Genomic DNA, 16860 nt, shown 5'->3' with positions numbered 1-16860 from the left:
CATGAATCCATGAGTTCCCAACTGCTGATGATCGAAGACGATGCCCGCCTCGCGCAGATGGTGGGCGAGTACCTGGGCCAGTCGGGCCTGCAGGTCACGCACCGTGCGGACGGCAAAAGTGGCCTGGCGCAGTTGCAGGGGCCCGATGCCGGGCCGTTGCCTGATCTGGTGATCCTGGACCTGATGCTGCCCGACATGGACGGGCTGGAGGTGTGCCGCCGCATCCGCTCGCTGCAGGGCCATGCGGCGCAGGTGCCGGTGCTCATGCTCACTGCCAAGGGCGACCCCATGGACCGCATCATTGGCCTGGAACTGGGCGCCGACGACTACCTGCCCAAGCCTTTTGAACCGCGCGAGCTGCTGGCCCGCATCCGCGCCATCCTGCGCCGCCGCACCGATGGCGGCAGTGCAGCGGCGGCCACACAGGTGCTGCGCTTCGGCACGCTGGAGATCGACCGCGACGCACGCACGGTCACGGTAGCGGGCGAACCGGCCGACCTGACCTCCTACCAGTTCGACCTGCTGGTGGCCCTGGCCGAACGCGCGGGCCGCGTGCTCACGCGCGACCAGATCATGGAGGCCGTGCGCGGCCGCGAGCTGGAGGCGTTTGACCGCAGCATCGACGTGCACATGGGCCGCATCCGTGCAGCCATCGAGCAGGACGCCAAGAACCCCCGGCGCATCCTCACGGTGCGCGGCGTGGGTTATGTCTTTGCCAAACAGCAGGACTAGCCGGGTGTCCCTGTCCACCCCCTTCTCCCGCCGCCTGTACCTGCGCATCTGGCTGGCTGTGGTCGGCGGCATTGCGGTGCTGACCCTGACCGTGGGCTGGGCCTGGCGCATGGCGGAGGAGCAGAAGGCACAGACCAACCAGCCTTTTGTGCCCCCCTCGCGCGAGATGGCGCTGCGCGACCCCTCGGGCAAACTGCTGCTGCGCGGCATGGCCACGCGCCAGCCCGCCGAGCCCGGGGAAGGCGTGGAATTCCGCATCGAATCCGACACCGGCCAGACCTACACCCTGCAGATGGCGCCCCGCCAGCCGCGCGGCGAATGGGCAGGCGGGCGGCCGGGCGGCGGTCCCAACCAGGGCTGGGCCGCGTTCTGGACGCGCCCGCCGTTTGGTTTCTTGTGGCTCCTGGGCATCGTGAGCCTGGCAGTGGCGGTGGGGGTGTACCCCATCATCCGCCGCCTCACGCAGCGGCTCGAAGCCCTGCAGCGCAGCGTGCAGAAGTTTGGCGAGGGCGACCTCTCGGTGCGTGTGCCCGAGCAGGGGCAGGACGAGGTGGCCGACCTGGCGCGCCAGTTCAACGCCGCCGCCGAGCGGGTGGAAAACCTGGTCAAGTCGCACAAGTCGCTGCTGGCCAATGCCTCGCACGAGCTGCGCTCGCCGCTCACCCGCATCCGCATGGGGCTGGAGCTGATGGGTGGCCAGCAGCCCTCGCCCGCATTCCGCGCCGAGATCTTGCGCAACATCGCCGAGCTGGACCAGCTGGTGGACGAGATCCTGCTGGCCAGCCGCCTCGATGCGCGCGAGGCCGATGTGGGCACGGTGGAGCTGGTGGACCTGATTGGCCTGGCCGCCGAGGAATGCGCCCGCGTGGACGCCGACCTGGACGTGAGCGCGAGCCCCGATTCGCTGGAGGTGCGCGGTGTGGCCAAGCTGCTGCGCCGGGCCCTGCGCAACCTGCTGGAAAACGCGCGCCGCTACAGCACCGGCGAGATCACGGTGGTGGTGCACCGCCGTCAGGGCCGCGCCGAGGTGCATGTGTGCGACCACGGCCCGGGCGTACCGCCCAGCCAGCGCGAGCGCATCTTCGAGCCCTTCTACCGCCTGCCGGGCGCCAGCGAACGCGCAGGCGGCGTAGGCCTGGGGCTGTCGCTGGTGCGCTCGATTGCCGGGCGCCACCAGGGCACCGTGCACTGCCAGGACCGGCCCGATGGCGAGCACGGCGCCTGTTTTGTGCTGACCCTGCCGCTGGCGCCTGGCGCCCACTGATGTACGCAGGCTCTGGGCGCGTTCAGTGCCCCGTGGGCAATGGCCAGCGCCAGGCCATGGCCGCGTACACCACTGCGCCCACCCCCAGCGCCGCCGCCGCCGCGGCCAGCCCATACATAAACCCCTGGCCCTGCGTGGCCGCGTGGTGCAGCATCCAGGCCACCATGGGCGGGCCCACGATCTGGCCGATGCCATAGGCGGCGGTGAGCAGGCCCGGAAAGCTGTCGCCCGCTGCGGGCCACACCCGCCGCGCTTCTTGCAAGGCATAGAAGGTGATGGCCGTGAACGGCAGGCCCAGCAGCAGGCTGCCCAGCGCAAAACCCATCGGCCCTGGCCACACCAGGCTGAGCGCAATGGCCCCGGCCTGCACCGCATAGGCTGCCATGAGCAGCCAGCGCCGGTCCCACGCGGCGGGCGTGCGCGTGGATAGCAACGCCCCCAGCGCCACACCCGCGCCAAACAGCGGCCAGAAGAGGTCGGGCCAGGGCGACCCCGCAGGCAGTGCGGCGCGCGCAATCACGGGCAGAAAAGTGGCCGTGACGATATAGCCCAGCCCCGCCAATCCATAGGCCAGCGTGAGCCCCGTGCGCGCCAGTGGCCCCTGTCCCGGCTGGGCAAAGCCCGGTGTGAGCGCGGCCGCCGCTGGTGCGGGCAAGGCCAGGCCCTGCAGCACGGGCCAGATGGCGGTGCACAGGCCCACGCTCAGCACACCAAACACGGCCCACCCGGCGGCGGCGGGCCAGCCCAGCGCCACCATGGCACTGGCCGACAGCCCCGTGAGCACAATGCCCAGCCCGGGCCCACAAAAGATCAGGCCGCCCAGGGCAGCATGGCCCAGCGCCACCAGCCGCACCATGCACCACACCGAGACATTGAGGAACACCAGCGCACTGGCCACGCCCGCCGCAAAGCGCAGCGCGGGCCAGGCGCCCGGCAACGGCAACGCCATGCCCAGCGTGAGCAGCACCGTGGCCGCCAGCCCCCAGCGCGCCAGCCGTACCGCATGCCACCGCTGCCGCGCGCGCGGCGCCACCCAGGGCAGGGCCATGCAGGCCAGCGCCCCGATCAGGTAGCCCAGGTAGTTGGCCGTGGCCAGCCAGCTGCCGCCCGCGAGCGTCACCACACCATCGTGCAGCATCATGGGCAGCAGCGGCGTGAATGCAAACCGCCCGATGCCCATGGCCACGGCCAGCGCGGCCATGCCTGCCAGTGCCACCGCCAGCGGGCGCTGCGGCGGGGGCAAGGCGGTGGGGGGTTCCAGGCGGTCAGGTTCGTGCATACGATTCTTTTTTGAGATATATTTTCTTTAAATCATCTCACAAAGAGAATATTCATGGACCTCACCGCCCTGGAGATTTTCCGCGCCGTGGCGCAGGAAGGCAGCGTGACCCGCGCCGCCGAGCGGCTGGGCCGGGTGCAGTCCAACGTGACCACGCGCGTGCAGCAGCTCGAAGAACAGCTGGGTGCCACGCTGTTCCTGCGCGAGGGCAAGCGCATGGTGCCCACGCCTGCGGGCGAATCGCTGCGCGGCTATGCCGACCGCCTGCTGGCGCTGGCCGAGGAGGCCCGCCAGTCGGTACACCCCCACGAGCCCGGCGGCCGCCTGCGCCTGGGCGCCATGGAAAGCACAGCCGCCGCGCGCCTGCCCCAGCCGCTGGCGCAGCTGCACGCGCAGTGGCCGGGGCTGGTGCTGGAGCTGTCCACCGCCCCTTCGCGCCAGCTGGTGGAGCAGGTGCTGGCCCACCAGATCGACTGTGCGCTGGTGGCCTGGCCGCCGCCGGGCATTGACACCGACGCGCCCGTGGAACACACCGCCGTGTTCACCGAACCCCTGCTGCTGGCACTGCCCGCCGACCACCCGCCTGTGCACACGCCGCAGGACCTGCAACTGGACACCCTGGCCGCGTTCAGCAACGGCTGCACCTACCGCCGCATGGGCGAGTCCTTCTTGCAGCAAAAAAGCGGCAGCCCGCCCCGCGTGCTGGAACTGGCCTCGTACCACGCCATCCTGGCCTGTGTGGCTGCCGGGCGCTGCGCGGGCGTGGTGCCACAGGCCGTGATCGACCTGATGCGCGAGCCGCCCGCCCTGCGGTGGGTGCCGCTGGGCCGTTGCGACACGGTGCTGGTCACGCGGCGCGGCTACCAGTCGCCTGCGCTGCAGGCCCTGCGGGCGGCGCTGTGGGCCAGCGTAGCCCGCCCTGCCCCTTCCATCGCCTGAACCATCTCACCAGGAGTTGCCCATGCCTTCGTTCCCTCTCACCACCCGCCTGGGCCTTGCCCTGCCCATCATCCAGGGCCCCATGACGGGCTCGGACACGCCTGCACTCGCGGCTGCCGTGTCCCAGGCTGGCGGCCTGGGCATGCTGGGCTGCGGCATGCGCTCGCCCGCCGCCATGGCCGAGGCCGCCGCCGAGGTGCGCCGCCGCACCGACCGGCCCTTTGGCATGAACCTGTTCGTGCAGGCCACGCCCACCCCCGACGAGGCCACGGTGTTGGCCGCGCTGCAGCGCCTGGCGCCGTTCTATGCCGAATTCGGACTGGTGCCTGAGCGGCCCGCGCAGTGGTGCGAGGACTTCGGCGCGCAGTTCGAGGCTCTGGTGGCCGCACGCCCGGCGGTGGCCAGCTTCACCTTCGGCATCCTCTCGGCCACGCAGGTGGCGCGGCTGCAGGCCGTGGGCAGCACCGTCATCGGCACAGCCACCACCGTGGCCGAGGCCCGCGCCTGGGCCGCCGTGGGGGCGGATGCGGTCTGCGCCTCGGGCATGGAATCGGGCGGGCACCGGGGCACCTTCCTGTCGCCCGGCCACGAGGCGCCGCCTGCGGGCGGGCCGTCGGTGGACGACTTCGAGGCCAGCATGCTGGGCACGCTGACGCTGGTGCGCCAGTGTGTGGCCGCGCTGCCGTCCACGCCCATCATCGCGGCGGGCGGCATCATGGACGGGCGCGGCATTGCCGGTGCGCTGGCCCTGGGCGCCCAGGCGGTGCAGATGGGCACGGCGTTTCTGACCTGCCCCGAGTCGGGCATCGGCCCCGCCTACCGCCAGGCGCTGACGCAGGCGGGGCCCACGGACACCCGCACCACGCGCATCTTTTCGGGACGGCCCGCGCGGGGCATTGTCAACACCATGATGGATGCCCTGCGGGCCGACGAGCGCAGCGTGCCCCCCTACCCCGTGCAGAACGCGCTCACGGGCGCACTGCGCCGCGCCGCAGCCCAGGCGGGCCGGGCCGATCATTTGTCGCTGTGGGCAGGCCAGGGCGTGGCCCAGGTGCGGCCCATGCCTGCGGCCGAGCTGGTGGCGGTGCTGGCGCAGGAGCTACAGGCAGCCAGCGCCTGAGATTTGCTATATTTTTAATAGCTCGCAGCGCTTATCCATCGCGCGCAAGCGGCCGTTTTGGCCACGATTTTTGGACCTGCCCCGTCAGTTTTTCCAGGGCAGCTCGCGTGCGGGCCCCTGAATGACCGGCGCCTGGGCATTCAGGGTTTCGCCCGCCAGCACGCGCTCGTACATGCGCAGGTAGTTGCGTGCCATGCGCTCGGCGCCAAAGTGCTCCACCACATGCTGGTGGCAGGCGCGGGCATCAAAGCGGTTGTTGCGCACCGCCTCGGCCAGCACGGCGGCTTCGGCCGACAGCACGCCGCAGTGCAAGGGCACCAGCTCGGGCAGCGCCCCGTAAGGCGTGGAGAACACCGGGCAGCCGAAGTACAGGCTCTCGATCACCGCCAGCCCGAAAGGCTCGTGCCAGCGCACGGGAAAGATCAGCCCGCGCGAGGCGTTGAGCAGGCCCGTTTTCTGCGTGCCGCCCACCATGCCGTGGAAGTGGATCTTGCGCGACAGCGTCCAGCGGAAGCCGCGCTTGAAGTTGATGCGGTCGCCGCCCAGCACGTCCAGCTCCACGCCCGCGAGCTTGGCCACCTTGATGGCGCCGCGCACGTTCTTCACGCCCCAGGCCGCCTTGCCCAGAAAGTGGTAGCGCGGGCGCGGCAGGCTGAAATCGACCGGGCCGTAGCCCGACCAGTCCAGCCCGTTGTAAACAAACTCGCTGGAGCCATACCGCGCTGCATGGTCGCGCGAGAGGAACACCGTGTTGCGCGGCAGCGGCTTGGGCTTGCGCGCATTGCCATGTTCGGTCACCAGGTAAGGCTTGGCCAGCTCGGTGCGCGGGTTGAACTGGAAATGCGTGATGTCCACGTCGGCCGGGATCTGGCCCTCCCAGGGTTCGTCGGGCCGGATGGGCAGCACCTGGCCAAAGTCGCAAGTCGAGCCCTCGGGCACCAGGTAGCTCACGCGGTGGCCCTGCTGCACCAGGGTCTTGCCCAGGTCCCAGATCACGCGCTCTGTGCCGCCGTAGCCGTAGACGGGGATGGGGGAGTTGTTGACCAGCAGGATGTGCATCAAAAAGACCTCTCGTCTGGGTATTCCAGGGCGCTGCCCGCTATCCGCCGCCCATGAAACTGGCGCGCACCAAGCCAGGGCAGCAAGCCAAGGTCCGCCCCGCAGCGAGGGCTGCGTCCCCCTGCCCGCATTGCGCAGCAATGCGAGAGCGGGGGGAAGGCGCGAAGCGGCTCAGGGGGGTGTCGCTTCATCTCACAGAGGACGGGGGCAGCCCAGGCGGGCGCGGCGCTGGTGCAGCGCCGCCAGCACCAGGGGGCACATGAACAGGTAGAACATGTTGCCGCTGTTGTGGGCCAGGAACACCTGCGTGAGGCCAAAGCCGATGTACGACAGCGGCAGCAGCACACCCACCAGGCACAGCGACAGCGATTCGCGGTCCATCTTGCCCTGGGCATCGCGGATGCGCTGCGCCGTGGGCCAGAACATCGCCAGCGGAATGCCATAAAAAGCCATCAGCAGCAGCACGCCGGGCAGGCCGCGCTTGGCAAACAGGTCCAGGATTTCGTTGTGTGCGTGGCCAAATTCGAGCACCACGGGGTGCGCTTGCCCGGCCGCCACGCGCCGGGCCTTCTCTTCAGCGTAGCCCGCCCGGCCCCAGCCGGTGAGGGGGCGGTCCCAGCCCATCTGCCAGGCCAGGCCCCAGTGCGCCAGGCGCTGGCCCACCGAACTGCGGCCATCGCCATGCTGCTGGTAGGTCTGCATTTCCTGGCGTGCTTCGTCCACCCGCAATTCCACCGCCGGCACCTGCGACAACGCTGCCGCCGCCACGAACAGCGCACACAGGCCCCAGTACACCCGGCGCTGCCCGGTGGTGCGCACCAGCAGCCAGGCACACGCTGGCAGCAGCAGCACCAGCGCCAGCCAGCCACCGCGCGACTGCGACAGCACCGATCCGGCCACCCCCAGCGCGATGGCACTGGCCAGCAACAGGCGCTGCCACAGCACCCAGCGCCGCCACTGCGCCACCAGCAGCAGGCCGCTCATCACGGCCAGCAGCATGCTCAGGTTGCCGTACTGGATGGCGTTGGTGAAACCGTTGGCGCGCGGCAGGCCCATGACATAGGTCTGGTAGAGCCCCACGAGCCCGCTGCCCACGGCCCCCACCGCAATGCCCATCCACAGCCAGGCAGCACGGGGCTGGAAGGTCATCAGATAAAAAATGCAGGGCAGGGCCAGCAGGTACTTGACCGGCCGGTCCATGCTGCCCCAGCCCCAGGCGGCCCCCACGTCCAGGAGCCACAGCGCTGCCATGCAGGAAAACGCGGCCGTGAGCCACCATGCGGTGCGCGGTGCCGGGCGACGCCACCACACCGGGGCGCTTGCCAGCGCGGCCAGCAGCAGCAGGGCTGCGCCGTACGAATACCCCGAGGGCACACACAGCGCCAAGCCCGGAACCATGAAGGCCCCGATGCTCGCGCAGCGCCCCCACCAGTGTTGTGCACCCTTCAACGGATCACCTTGTCGGTCAGGCTGTCACGGTCATAGTGCAGGGCGGCGTAGCGAAAGAAGCCCTCCAGCGCCACAAACAGGCAATACAGAAACCCGGCCCCGCCACACAGAAACCCCAGGCGGAACACATACAGCCGCAGGAACATGGAGAGCCCCGACGCCAGGCCACGCAGCACGCCGCCACGCTGGCCCTTCTCGGCGCGCTTGGCGGCGCCCAGCATCACGTACTGCGTGAGCTTTTCCAGGCTGCCCCGCACCGTGGTGCGGGAGTAATGCAGCAGCCGCGCCCGGATCAAGCGACGCGGCACCGCCCCGCCGCCGGGCAGCGGGAGCAGTTCTGCCTGCTCGTGCACCACCCCGGTGAACTCCTTGACCAGCGCGCGCACGAACAGGCGCTCGATCTGCGACTGCGAGCGGAAATACTTCAGTTCGTGCCCGTAGGCCACCATGCGCCAGCGGATGCTCCAGACAGCCTGTTCGCCCGAGCGCACGATGGCCTGCAGCTCCTGGGCGAACGCAGGCGTCATCACCTCGTCGGCGTCGAGAAAAAACACGTAGTCGCCGCGTGAATGCGCAAGCAGCCGGTTGCGCTGCACGGCAAAACCCTGCCAGTCGGGGTGGCTGTGGACTTCAGCACCCAGGCCCCGGGCAAGGGCCACGGTGTTGTCCGTGCTGCCGCTGTCCACCACCAGGAGCTGGTCGGCAAACGCGGCACTTTTCAGGCAGGCCTCAATGCGGTGCGCCTCGTTGTGGGTCAACACCGCCACGGTCAACGTAGGCGGCGCCGATGCGCCGCCGGTTCCTGCGGGCATCAATCAATGACCAGCGTGTACGTGCTCACCAGCCTTCAGGCGGTACACCGTGCCGCAGTACGGGCACTTGGCCTCGCCGGTACGGGCCACGTCCAGGTACACCTTGGGGTGGCTGTTCCAGAGCTTCATGTCGGCCTTGGGGCTGGGGCAGAAAACGCCGCCCTGGGCGTTCAGGTCCTTGGCCAGGAGTTCTACGGGAGCTTGCGACATGTTCTTCAGACCTTGGTGAGCCAGTGGGCGTATTTGGGATTGCGGCCGCCGACGATGTCGAAGAAGGCGCTCTGGATTTTTTCGGTGATCGGGCCGCGCGATCCGCTGCCCAACTCGATGCGGTCGAGTTCGCGGATGGGCGTGACTTCAGCGGCCGTGCCGGTGAAGAAGGCTTCGTCGGCGATGTAGACCTCGTCGCGCGTGATGCGCTTTTGCACGATCTCCAGGCCCAGGTCCTTCGCGATGTGGAACACCGTGTTGCGGGTAATGCCGTTGAGGGCACCAGCCGAGAGGTCGGGCGTGTAGATCACGCCGTTCTTGATGACAAAAATGTTCTCGCCCGCGCCTTCGGACACAAAACCCGAGCTGTCCAGCAGCAGGGCTTCGTCGTAGCCGTCGTCCGTGGCTTCCATGTTGGCCAGGATGGAGTTGGTGTAGTTGCTCACCGCCTTGGCCTGCGTCATCGTGATGTTGACGTGGTGGCGGGTGTAGCTGCTGGTCTTGACGCGGATGCCGCGCTTGAGGCCTTCCTCGCCCAGGTAGGCGCCCCAGGCCCAGGCCGCGACCATCAGGTGGATCTGGTTGCCCTTGGGCGAAACACCCAGCTTTTGCGAGCCGATCCAGGTCAATGGACGCAGATAGCAGGATTCGAGCTTGTTTTCACGCACCACAGCCTTCTGGGCCTCGTTCACTTCTTCCTTGGTGAACGGGATCTTCATGCGCAGGATCTTGGCGCTGTTGAAGAGGCGATCGGTGTGCTCTTCCAGGCGGAAGATCGCCGTGCCGTTGGCGGTGTTGTAGGCGCGCACGCCTTCGAAGGCGCCGCAGCCGTAATGCAGGGTGTGGGTCAGCACATGGATCTTGGCGTCGCGCCAATCGACCATCTGGCCGTCCATCCAGATCTTGCCGTCACGGTCGGCCATCGAGGGAACTACGGGGCTCATGGGAATCCTTTGGTTGCTGTGGGTCGCAAAACCGGGATTTTACGGGCCCCCAGCCCACCGGGAAGCGCCGCCCGAGGGTGCAGTGCAGCAAATCTGCCCGATCAGGACCGGGATGTCATCCGGCCTGCGGCGGCGTGTCGGCATCCGCCCCAGGCCGCTCCAGCGTCCACTTCACCAGCTTGCCCTGCCGGAATTCGCAGGTCACATGCGAGCGCGTGCCATCGGTCCAGCGGTAAATCTCCGGGTCCGCGCCTTCGGCAGACCGCAGCTCGCCCAGCGCCTGCGTCATGGCCACCACATGCATCAGGTTCACGCCCTCGGCCAGCCGGGCATTGAGCATGACCGCACTGCCCACATAGCCGATGGGCCGCTTGGCGGCCTTCTTCATCACATTCACCAGCCGCGTGAAATGCAGCAGGGCCCACATGACCAGCCCGCCCACCACCGCCGCCACACCGGCCCAGCCGTAGGCTGTAAAACCAAACCCGACCAGGGCCACCGCCCCCAGGGGCACCAGGATATTGCGCAGATTCATAGGCTGGGATTGTCTTACGGCATCAACCGCGTGTGGCTGTGGGCATTGCTTACAAGCCCCGCACCACGTTCATCGCCTCTTCCACCCGCTCCACCGCGTGGATGGTGAGGCCCTCGATGGGCTTTTTGGGCGCATTGGCCTTGGGCACCACGGCCACACTGAAGCCCAGTTTGGCGGCCTCTTTCAGGCGTTCCTGGCCGCGCGGTGCGGGGCGCACCTCGCCCGCCAGCCCCACCTCGCCAAAAGCGATGAAGCCCTTGGGCAGTGGCTTGCCACGCAGGCTGGACGTAATGGACAGCATGACGGCCAGGTCGGCGGCCGGCTCGCTGATGCGCACACCGCCCACCGCGTTCACAAACACATCCTGGTCCATGCAGGCCACGCCCGCGTGGCGGTGCAGCACGGCCAGCAGCATGGCCAGGCGGTCCTTGTCCAGGCCCACCGACAGGCGCCGGGGGCTGGGGCCGCCGCTGTCCACCAGCGCCTGGATCTCGACCAGCATGGGGCGCGTGCCTTCCAGCGTGACCATCACGCAGCTGCCGGGCACCGGCTCGCTGTGCTGGGAGAGGAAGATGGCGCTGGGGTTGCTCACGCCCTTGAGGCCCTTCTCGGTCATGGCAAACACGCCGATCTCGTTCACCGCGCCAAAGCGGTTCTTGATGGCGCGCACCAGGCGGAACTGGCTGTGGGTGTCGCCTTCGAAGTACAGCACCGTGTCCACCATGTGCTCCAGCACGCGCGGGCCCGCCAACGCGCCCTCCTTGGTCACATGGCCCACCAGAATCACGGCGATGCCCGTGCCCTTGGCCATGCGCGTGAGGTGCGCCGCACATTCACGCACCTGGGCGACCGAACCCGGCGCGCTGGTGAGCTGGTCGGAGTAGGTGGTCTGGATGGAGTCGATCACGACCACGGCCGGTTGGGTGGCTTCGACCGTGGCCAGGATCTTTTCGAGCTGGATCTCGGCCAGCAGCTTCACCTGGCTGCCCTCGATGCCCAGGCGGCGCGAGCGCAGCGCCACCTGGGCACCACTTTCCTCGCCTGTCACGTACAGCGTGGGCAGGCCCGCGCGCTGCAGTGCGTCCATGGCCTGCAGCAGCAGGGTGGATTTACCAATGCCCGGGTCGCCCCCGATGAGCACCACGCCGCCCTCCACAATGCCGCCGCCGAGCACGCGGTCCAGCTCGTCGATGCTGCTGGGGGTGCGGGCCACGTCCTGGGCCTCGATGGCCGCCAGCGGCATCACGGGCTGCGCGTGGGCCAGGCCTGCATAGCCTTGCGGCGCGCTCAGGCGGTTCTTGCCCGGCCCGGCCTCGGCCACCTGCTCGATCAGCGTGTTCCAGGCGCCGCAGGCCGGGCACTTGCCCAGCCAGCGCGGGCTGGTGCCGCCGCATTCGGTGCAGGTGAAGATGGTTTTGTCTTTGGCCATGGAAAGGGGATGGTCGGTGGGCACAGGCGTGGGTGGCCGACTATAGCGGCGCAGGCCCGGGAGTCGGCGCCCCCCTACCAAGCACCTATAGACCCCAGGCGCTGCGCCCCTACGATGGCCACCCATCCGCTTTGTTCTCTGGCTTCGGCAAGAATGCACGCCATGCACACACCCACCAATTCCTTCAAACAGGCCCTGGCCCGGAGCGAGGCACAGATCGGCCTGTGGCTGGGCCTGGCCGATGCCTACACCGCAGAAATCCTCGCAGGCACCGGCTACGACTGGCTGCTGGTCGATGGCGAACATGCGCCCAACGACCTGCGCTCCATCCTGCACCAGCTGCAGGCCATTGCCAGCGCCACCAGCGCCCTGCCACCGGGGGCCCGCGCGCCCCACGCCATTGCGCGGGTGCCGGTGGGCGACACCGCCCTCATCAAGCAGTACCTCGACATCGGCGCGCAAACCCTGCTGGTGCCCATGGTGGACACACCCGAGCAGGCCCAGCAGTTGGTGCGCGCCACGCGCTATGCGCCCGAAGGCGTGCGCGGCATGGGCAGCGCGCTCGCCCGCTCGTCGCGCTGGCAAGCCTACCCCCGCTATGTGCACGAGGCGAACCAGCAAATCTGCCTGCTGGTGCAGGCCGAGACGGTAGAAGCAATGGCGAACCTCGACGCGATTGCCGCCACCCCCGGCGTGGACGGCGTGTTCATCGGCCCGGCCGACCTGTCGGCCTCGATGGGCCACCCGGGCAACCCGGCGCACCCCGATGTGCAAGCCGCCATCCAAGACGGCATAACGCGCATCCTGCGCGCGGGCAAGGCGCCGGGCATCCTGGCCACCAACGAGGCGCAGGCGCGCCAGTGGCTGGCGGCCGGTGCGCTGTTTGTGGCCGTGGGCGTGGACACCATGCTGCTGACCAGCGCTGCGCAGAATCTGCTGGCGCGCTTTCGCACCGGCACGGATGCCGCTGCCGCACCACGGCCCGCAGGCTACTAGCCCTTCTCTTCCAGACAAGACACAACAACAAGCAAGGATCGACAAGCATGAAAGCATGTATCTACGGCGCGGGTGCCATCGGCGGCTGGCTCGGTGTGGCCCTGGCGCAGGCGGGCAACCCGGTCAGCCTGGTGGCGCGCGGTGCCACGCTGGCGGCGTTGCAGTCCGACGGCCTGCGCCTGCGGCGCCCCGACGGCACGGTGGCCCAGGTGACGGTGACGGCGGCGGCCGACCCGGCGGCCCTGGGCGTGCAGGACCTGGTGGTGGTGGCCGTGAAAGCGCCCGGCCTGCCCGATGTGGCGCGCGCCATGGCCCCACTGATCGGGCCGGACACCATCGTGCTCACGGCCATGAACGGCGTGCCCTGGTGGTTCCTCGACGGTTTTGGCGGCGCCGCGCAGGGCCGTGCGCTCGAATCCGTGGACGCGGGCGGCGTGATCGCCAGCGCCATCCCCACGCCCCATGTGGTGGGCAGTGTGGTGCACACCAGCTGCTCGCTGGAGGCGCCGGGCTTCGTGAAGCAACACTTTGGCAACCGCCTCATCGTCGGCGAGCCGGGCGGCCACCGCAGCACACGCCTGCAGGCCCTGGCAGAGACGCTGCAGCGCGGCGGCATCGACGTGGAGGTGAGCGACTGCATCCAGAAGGACATCTGGTTCAAGCTCTGGGGCAACCTCACCATGAACCCCATCAGCGCCCTCACCGGCGCCACCACCGACCGCATCCTGGACGACGAGCTGGTGCGGGGTTTTGTGTCGCACGTGATGCTCGAAGCCAAGGCGATTGGCGAAAAGCTGGGCCTGCCGATTGACCAGCAGCCCGAGGACCGCCACGCCGTCACGCGCAAGCTGGGCGCGTTCAAGACCTCGATGCTGCAGGACGTGGAAGCGGGCAAGCCCATGGAGATCGACGCCCTGGTGGGCGCCGTGCGCGAGCTGGGCCAGATCACTGCCGTGCCCACCCCGCACACCGACGCGCTGCTGGGCCTGGTGCGGCTGATGGCCCGCACGCGCGGCCTGTACTAAAAACTTCAAGCCAAAAAAGGCCGTCTGCGCGCAACCCTATTGCCTTATAAGCTACACATTTAATAGCAACCTAACCATGACCACACTCACGCTGTATTACACCCCCGGCACCTGCGCGCAGGCCGTGCGCATCGCTTTGGAAGAAGCGGGCGCTGCCTACGAACTGGTCCGCGTGGACTTCGCCGCAGGCCAGCAGCGCACGCCCGAATACCTGGCGGTGAACCCCAAGGGCCGCGTGCCCGCGCTGGCCACGCCGCAGGGCACGCTGACCGAAACCCCGGCCCTGCTGGCCTTTGTGGCGCAGAGTTTTCCAGAGGCGCGCCTGGCGCCCGCCGACGCGCATGGCTTTGCGCGCCTGCAGGAGTTCCACAGCTACCTCGCGTCCACCGTGCACATTGCCCACGCCCACCGCCCCCGCGCCAGCCGCTGGGCCGACGAGCCCGAGGCCCAGGCCGCGATGCAGCGCAAGGTGCCGCAAAACATGACGGAGTGCTTCAACCTCATCGAAAGCCACTACCTGCCGAACGCGGACCAGGGCCCCTGGGTGATGGGCGAGCAGTACACGGTGGCTGACGGCTACCTGTTCACCATCGGCACCTGGCTGCACAGCGACGGCGTGGATATAACCCAGTTCCCGAAGGTGTTTGCACACACGCAGCGCATGCTGCAGCGCCCGGCCGTGCAGCGCGCACTGGCCTGATACGCCGCCCGCGGAAGCAAAAAAGCCCCGGTGCTTCGGGTCAGAAGCGCCGGGGCTTTTTGTTGGCAAATTGGATCAGTTCACCTTGAGATACCGCCAGTCGATGCGGTTGTCCGCGCGGTGGATGATCTCCACCTTCTTCGTCCCCGCCCACGGGATCACCTGGTTGTACAGCGGGATGTGCGAGACCAGCTCATGCTCCTTGATCAGCGCCTGCTCGATCAGGCCGTTGCGCGTGGCCGTGTCCGTTTCCTTCTTCACGCGCTCGACCAGCGCGTCGATCTGCGGGTCGGAGAAGCGGCCCAGGTTGAAGTTGCCATCTCCACCCGCACCGGGCGAGCGCACCAGCGACTGCAGGCTGTAGAACGCGTCGAATGTGGGCACACCCCAGCCCAGCAGGTAGATGCTGGCTTCGTTGCGCTGGATCATCGGGAAGTAGGTGGCAAACGGCAGCGAGCGCAGCTTGGCCTTCACGCCCACCTTGGCCCAGTGCGCGGTGATGGCCTGGCACAGCTGCTCGTCGTTGATGTAGCGGCCCGCGCTGCACGCAAAGTCCACTTCAAACCCATTGGGGTAGCCCGCATCGGCCAGCAGCTTCTGCGCGGCCTTGGGGTCGTAGGGGTAGCGCACGTCAGCCTTCTTGGTCCAGCCGTTGACCTGGTTCGCGATGAGTGTGCCCGTGGGCTGGGCCAGGCCACGCAGCACCACACGCTGGATGGACTGGATGTCGATGGCCTGGTACAGCGCCTTGCGCACGCGCAGGTCCTTGAGCGGGTTCTTGCCCTTCACGTCCGAGCCGGGCAGCTCGTCGCGGAACTGGTCCAGGCCCAGGAAGATGGTGCGGTACTCCGGCCCTTCCAGCACCTGCAGGGTGGGCGTCTGCTTGATGCGTGCCAGGTCTTGCAGACTGGGGTCGATCACAAAGTCCACCTCACCCGACAGAAGCGCTGCCGTGCGTGTGGCGTCGGCCTTGATGGGGGTGTAGACGATCTCGGTCAGGTTGGTGGGGTACTTGCCCTTGCCCCACCAGTGGGGGTTGGGCTCCAGCACCACGCGCTGGTCGGGCGTCCACTGCTTGAGCTGGTAGGGGCCGGTGCCCAGCGCGTTGCGGTGGGCAAAGTTTTCGTCCTTGGTCTTGATGTCCTTGGGCTCGACCGACTTGTTCTTCTCGGCCCAGGCCTTGCTCAAAATGCGCAGCTCGGTGAGCTGGTTCACCAGCACGGGGTTGGGCAGGTCGGAGTGGATGTCGATGGTGTAGGCATCGATCTTCTCGACCCGGTCGATGCCCTGCGTGTAGACGGCGAAGTTGGAGGTCTTGGCCTTGGCGCGCTCCAGCGAGAACTTGGCGTCGTCGGCCGTGAACTCGCTGCCATCGCTGAACTTCACGCCCTTGCGCAGGGTCAGGCGCAGTTGCGTGGGCTTGATGAGTTTCCACTCGGTGGCGAGCGACGGCTCGGGCTTGAAGGTCTTGCTGTTGTATTCCACCAGCGTGTCGTACACCGCGCCGTGCATGGTGTTGTTCACGCCCACGTTCTGGGTGTGGATGTCCCAGGTGGAGATGTCCACCGAGCGGGACCAGCGGAAGGTCTTGGCCTGGGCGGCCAGGGGCAGTGCCGCAACAATGGCGGCGGCGAGCAGGAGGTGTTTGAAGCGCATGGAGGGGAATGGGACGCGATGGCCAAAGTACTGAATCGGCTGACTATCCCCCAAGCTGCACCACACGGGAACGAATTTATCGTTCTTAGCTTAGAGCCATCACCCCCGCCAGCACCAGCATGGTGGTCGCCGTCACCCCATCCAGCACCCGCCACGCCGCCGGGGTGGCAAACAGCGGCGCCAGCCAGCGGGCACCCAGGCCGATCAACAAGAACCACAACGCGCTGGCCAGCGAGCCCCCTGCAGCGAATAGCGCACGCCCCCAGGCCGGGTACGGCGTGGCCATGGTGCCCAGCAGCACCACGGTGTCCAGGTACACATGCGGGTTGAGCCAGGTGAGCGCCACCACCGTGGCCAGCGTGCTGCGCAGGCTGGTGCCGGGGCCGCTGGTGGCGACCAGCAACTGGCCGGGGCGCAAGGCACGCGCGGCGGTCTGTGCGGCGTAGACCAGCAAAAACAAGGCGCCCGCCCAGCGCATGAACTGCGCCCATTCGGGCCGGGCCAGCAGCACGCCGCCCATGCCCCACACGCCCACCTGCAGCAGCACCGCGTCCGACAGCGCACACACCAGCACCACGGGCATCACATGCTCGCGCCGCAGGCCCTGGCGCAGAACAAACGCGTTTTGCGCGCCGATGGCCATGATGAGCATGGCGGTGGATGTGAAACCGTGAACGAAGGCAGTGGAGACCATGGGCACGAATTCTGGCC

The 16860-nt window shown here is 68.3% G+C and carries 17 protein-coding genes; 7 read left to right on the top strand and 10 right to left on the bottom strand.

All coding sequences use genetic code 11. From position 1 onward, the window contains the following. The first annotated feature begins 9 nt into the window (after positions 1–9). Both CBY09_RS13625 and CBY09_RS13620 read left to right on the top strand, forming a co-directional pair. Entirely contained in the window at positions 10–732 is a 723-nt protein-coding gene (locus CBY09_RS13625; RefSeq protein ID WP_094290132.1) for a response regulator transcription factor, read from the top strand. Between the two features lie 4 nt (positions 733–736). Further along, a complete protein-coding gene (locus CBY09_RS13620; RefSeq protein ID WP_094290131.1) occupies positions 737–1996 on the top strand; it encodes a HAMP domain-containing sensor histidine kinase in 1260 nt (419 codons plus the stop codon). A gap of 22 nt (positions 1997–2018) precedes the next feature. Here the strand turns inward: CBY09_RS13620 and CBY09_RS13615 are convergent, their stop codons facing one another. Then, complete coding sequence (locus tag CBY09_RS13615; RefSeq protein WP_094290130.1) at positions 2019–3275, bottom strand: YbfB/YjiJ family MFS transporter; 1257 nt, start codon at positions 3273–3275, stop codon at positions 2019–2021. Positions 3276–3329: 54 nt separating this feature from the next. On the opposite strand from CBY09_RS13615, the gene CBY09_RS13610 reads away from it, so the two are divergent. Next, entirely contained in the window at positions 3330–4214 is an 885-nt protein-coding gene (locus tag CBY09_RS13610) for a LysR family transcriptional regulator (protein ID WP_094290129.1), read from the top strand. A gap of 22 nt (positions 4215–4236) precedes the next feature. Continuing rightward, positions 4237–5334: an NAD(P)H-dependent flavin oxidoreductase gene (locus CBY09_RS13605; RefSeq protein ID WP_094290128.1), complete on the top strand. Its 1098-nt coding sequence runs from the start codon at positions 4237–4239 to the stop codon at positions 5332–5334. Between the two features lie 84 nt (positions 5335–5418). On the opposite strand, the gene CBY09_RS13600 is transcribed toward CBY09_RS13605, so the two are convergent. The 7 genes from CBY09_RS13600 to radA all read right to left on the bottom strand — a co-directional run bounded on the left by CBY09_RS13600 (position 5419) and on the right by radA (position 11772). Further along, the gene (locus CBY09_RS13600) at positions 5419–6393 is read right to left on the bottom strand and encodes a glycosyltransferase (protein ID WP_094290127.1); all 975 of its coding nucleotides are present in this window, start codon (positions 6391–6393) and stop codon (positions 5419–5421) included. A 192-nt stretch (positions 6394–6585) separates the two neighbouring features. Continuing rightward, positions 6586–7791 carry an O-antigen ligase family protein gene (locus CBY09_RS13595; RefSeq protein WP_094290126.1) on the bottom strand — a complete coding sequence of 402 codons (1206 nt, stop codon included), beginning with the start codon at positions 7789–7791 and terminating at the stop codon, positions 6586–6588. Between the two features lie 47 nt (positions 7792–7838). After that, positions 7839–8654, bottom strand: a complete 816-nt coding sequence (locus CBY09_RS13590; RefSeq protein WP_094290226.1) for a glycosyltransferase family 2 protein — start codon at positions 8652–8654, stop codon at positions 7839–7841. A 3-nt stretch (positions 8655–8657) separates the two neighbouring features. Beyond that, positions 8658–8864, bottom strand: coding sequence for a zinc-finger domain-containing protein (locus CBY09_RS13585; RefSeq protein ID WP_094290125.1), 207 nt, complete (start codon positions 8862–8864; stop codon positions 8658–8660). Between the two features lie 5 nt (positions 8865–8869). Further along, on the bottom strand, positions 8870–9808 hold the full coding sequence (locus tag CBY09_RS13580) for a branched-chain amino acid transaminase (protein ID WP_094290124.1): 939 nt from the start codon (positions 9806–9808) through the stop codon (positions 8870–8872). A 115-nt stretch (positions 9809–9923) separates the two neighbouring features. After that, the gene (locus tag CBY09_RS13575; RefSeq protein ID WP_094290123.1) at positions 9924–10343 is read right to left on the bottom strand and encodes a glycerate kinase; all 420 of its coding nucleotides are present in this window, start codon (positions 10341–10343) and stop codon (positions 9924–9926) included. 49 nt (positions 10344–10392) lie between these two features. Next, positions 10393–11772, bottom strand: a complete 1380-nt coding sequence (gene radA / locus CBY09_RS13570) for a DNA repair protein RadA (RefSeq protein ID WP_094290122.1) — start codon at positions 11770–11772, stop codon at positions 10393–10395. A 162-nt stretch (positions 11773–11934) separates the two neighbouring features. On the opposite strand from radA, the gene CBY09_RS13565 reads away from it, so the two are divergent. The 3 genes from CBY09_RS13565 (at position 11935) to CBY09_RS13555 (ending at position 14493) form a co-directional block, all read left to right on the top strand. After that, on the top strand, positions 11935–12768 hold the full coding sequence (locus CBY09_RS13565; protein WP_094290225.1) for an aldolase/citrate lyase family protein: 834 nt from the start codon (positions 11935–11937) through the stop codon (positions 12766–12768). A 47-nt stretch (positions 12769–12815) separates the two neighbouring features. Further along, the gene (locus CBY09_RS13560) at positions 12816–13793 is read left to right on the top strand and encodes a 2-dehydropantoate 2-reductase (RefSeq protein WP_094290121.1); all 978 of its coding nucleotides are present in this window, start codon (positions 12816–12818) and stop codon (positions 13791–13793) included. Positions 13794–13869: 76 nt separating this feature from the next. Further along, positions 13870–14493, top strand: a complete 624-nt coding sequence (locus CBY09_RS13555) for a glutathione S-transferase family protein (protein ID WP_094290120.1) — start codon at positions 13870–13872, stop codon at positions 14491–14493. A gap of 75 nt (positions 14494–14568) precedes the next feature. Here CBY09_RS13555 and CBY09_RS13550 read toward each other — a convergent pair whose 3' ends face one another. Then, positions 14569–16149 (bottom strand): ABC transporter substrate-binding protein, encoded by a 1581-nt coding sequence (locus CBY09_RS13550; RefSeq protein ID WP_094290119.1) that lies wholly within the window; start codon positions 16147–16149, stop codon positions 14569–14571. Between the two features lie 85 nt (positions 16150–16234). Further along, positions 16235–16843, bottom strand: a complete 609-nt coding sequence (locus CBY09_RS13545) for a LysE/ArgO family amino acid transporter (RefSeq protein ID WP_094290118.1) — start codon at positions 16841–16843, stop codon at positions 16235–16237. Positions 16844–16860: the final 17 nt, after the last annotated feature.

The organism is Acidovorax kalamii (assembly GCF_002245625.1).
Classification (GTDB): Bacteria; Pseudomonadota; Gammaproteobacteria; order Burkholderiales; family Burkholderiaceae_C; genus Acidovorax; species Acidovorax kalamii.
The sequence above is the reverse complement of the archived record's forward strand: the minus strand, read 5'-3'. Positions and strand labels throughout refer to the sequence as shown.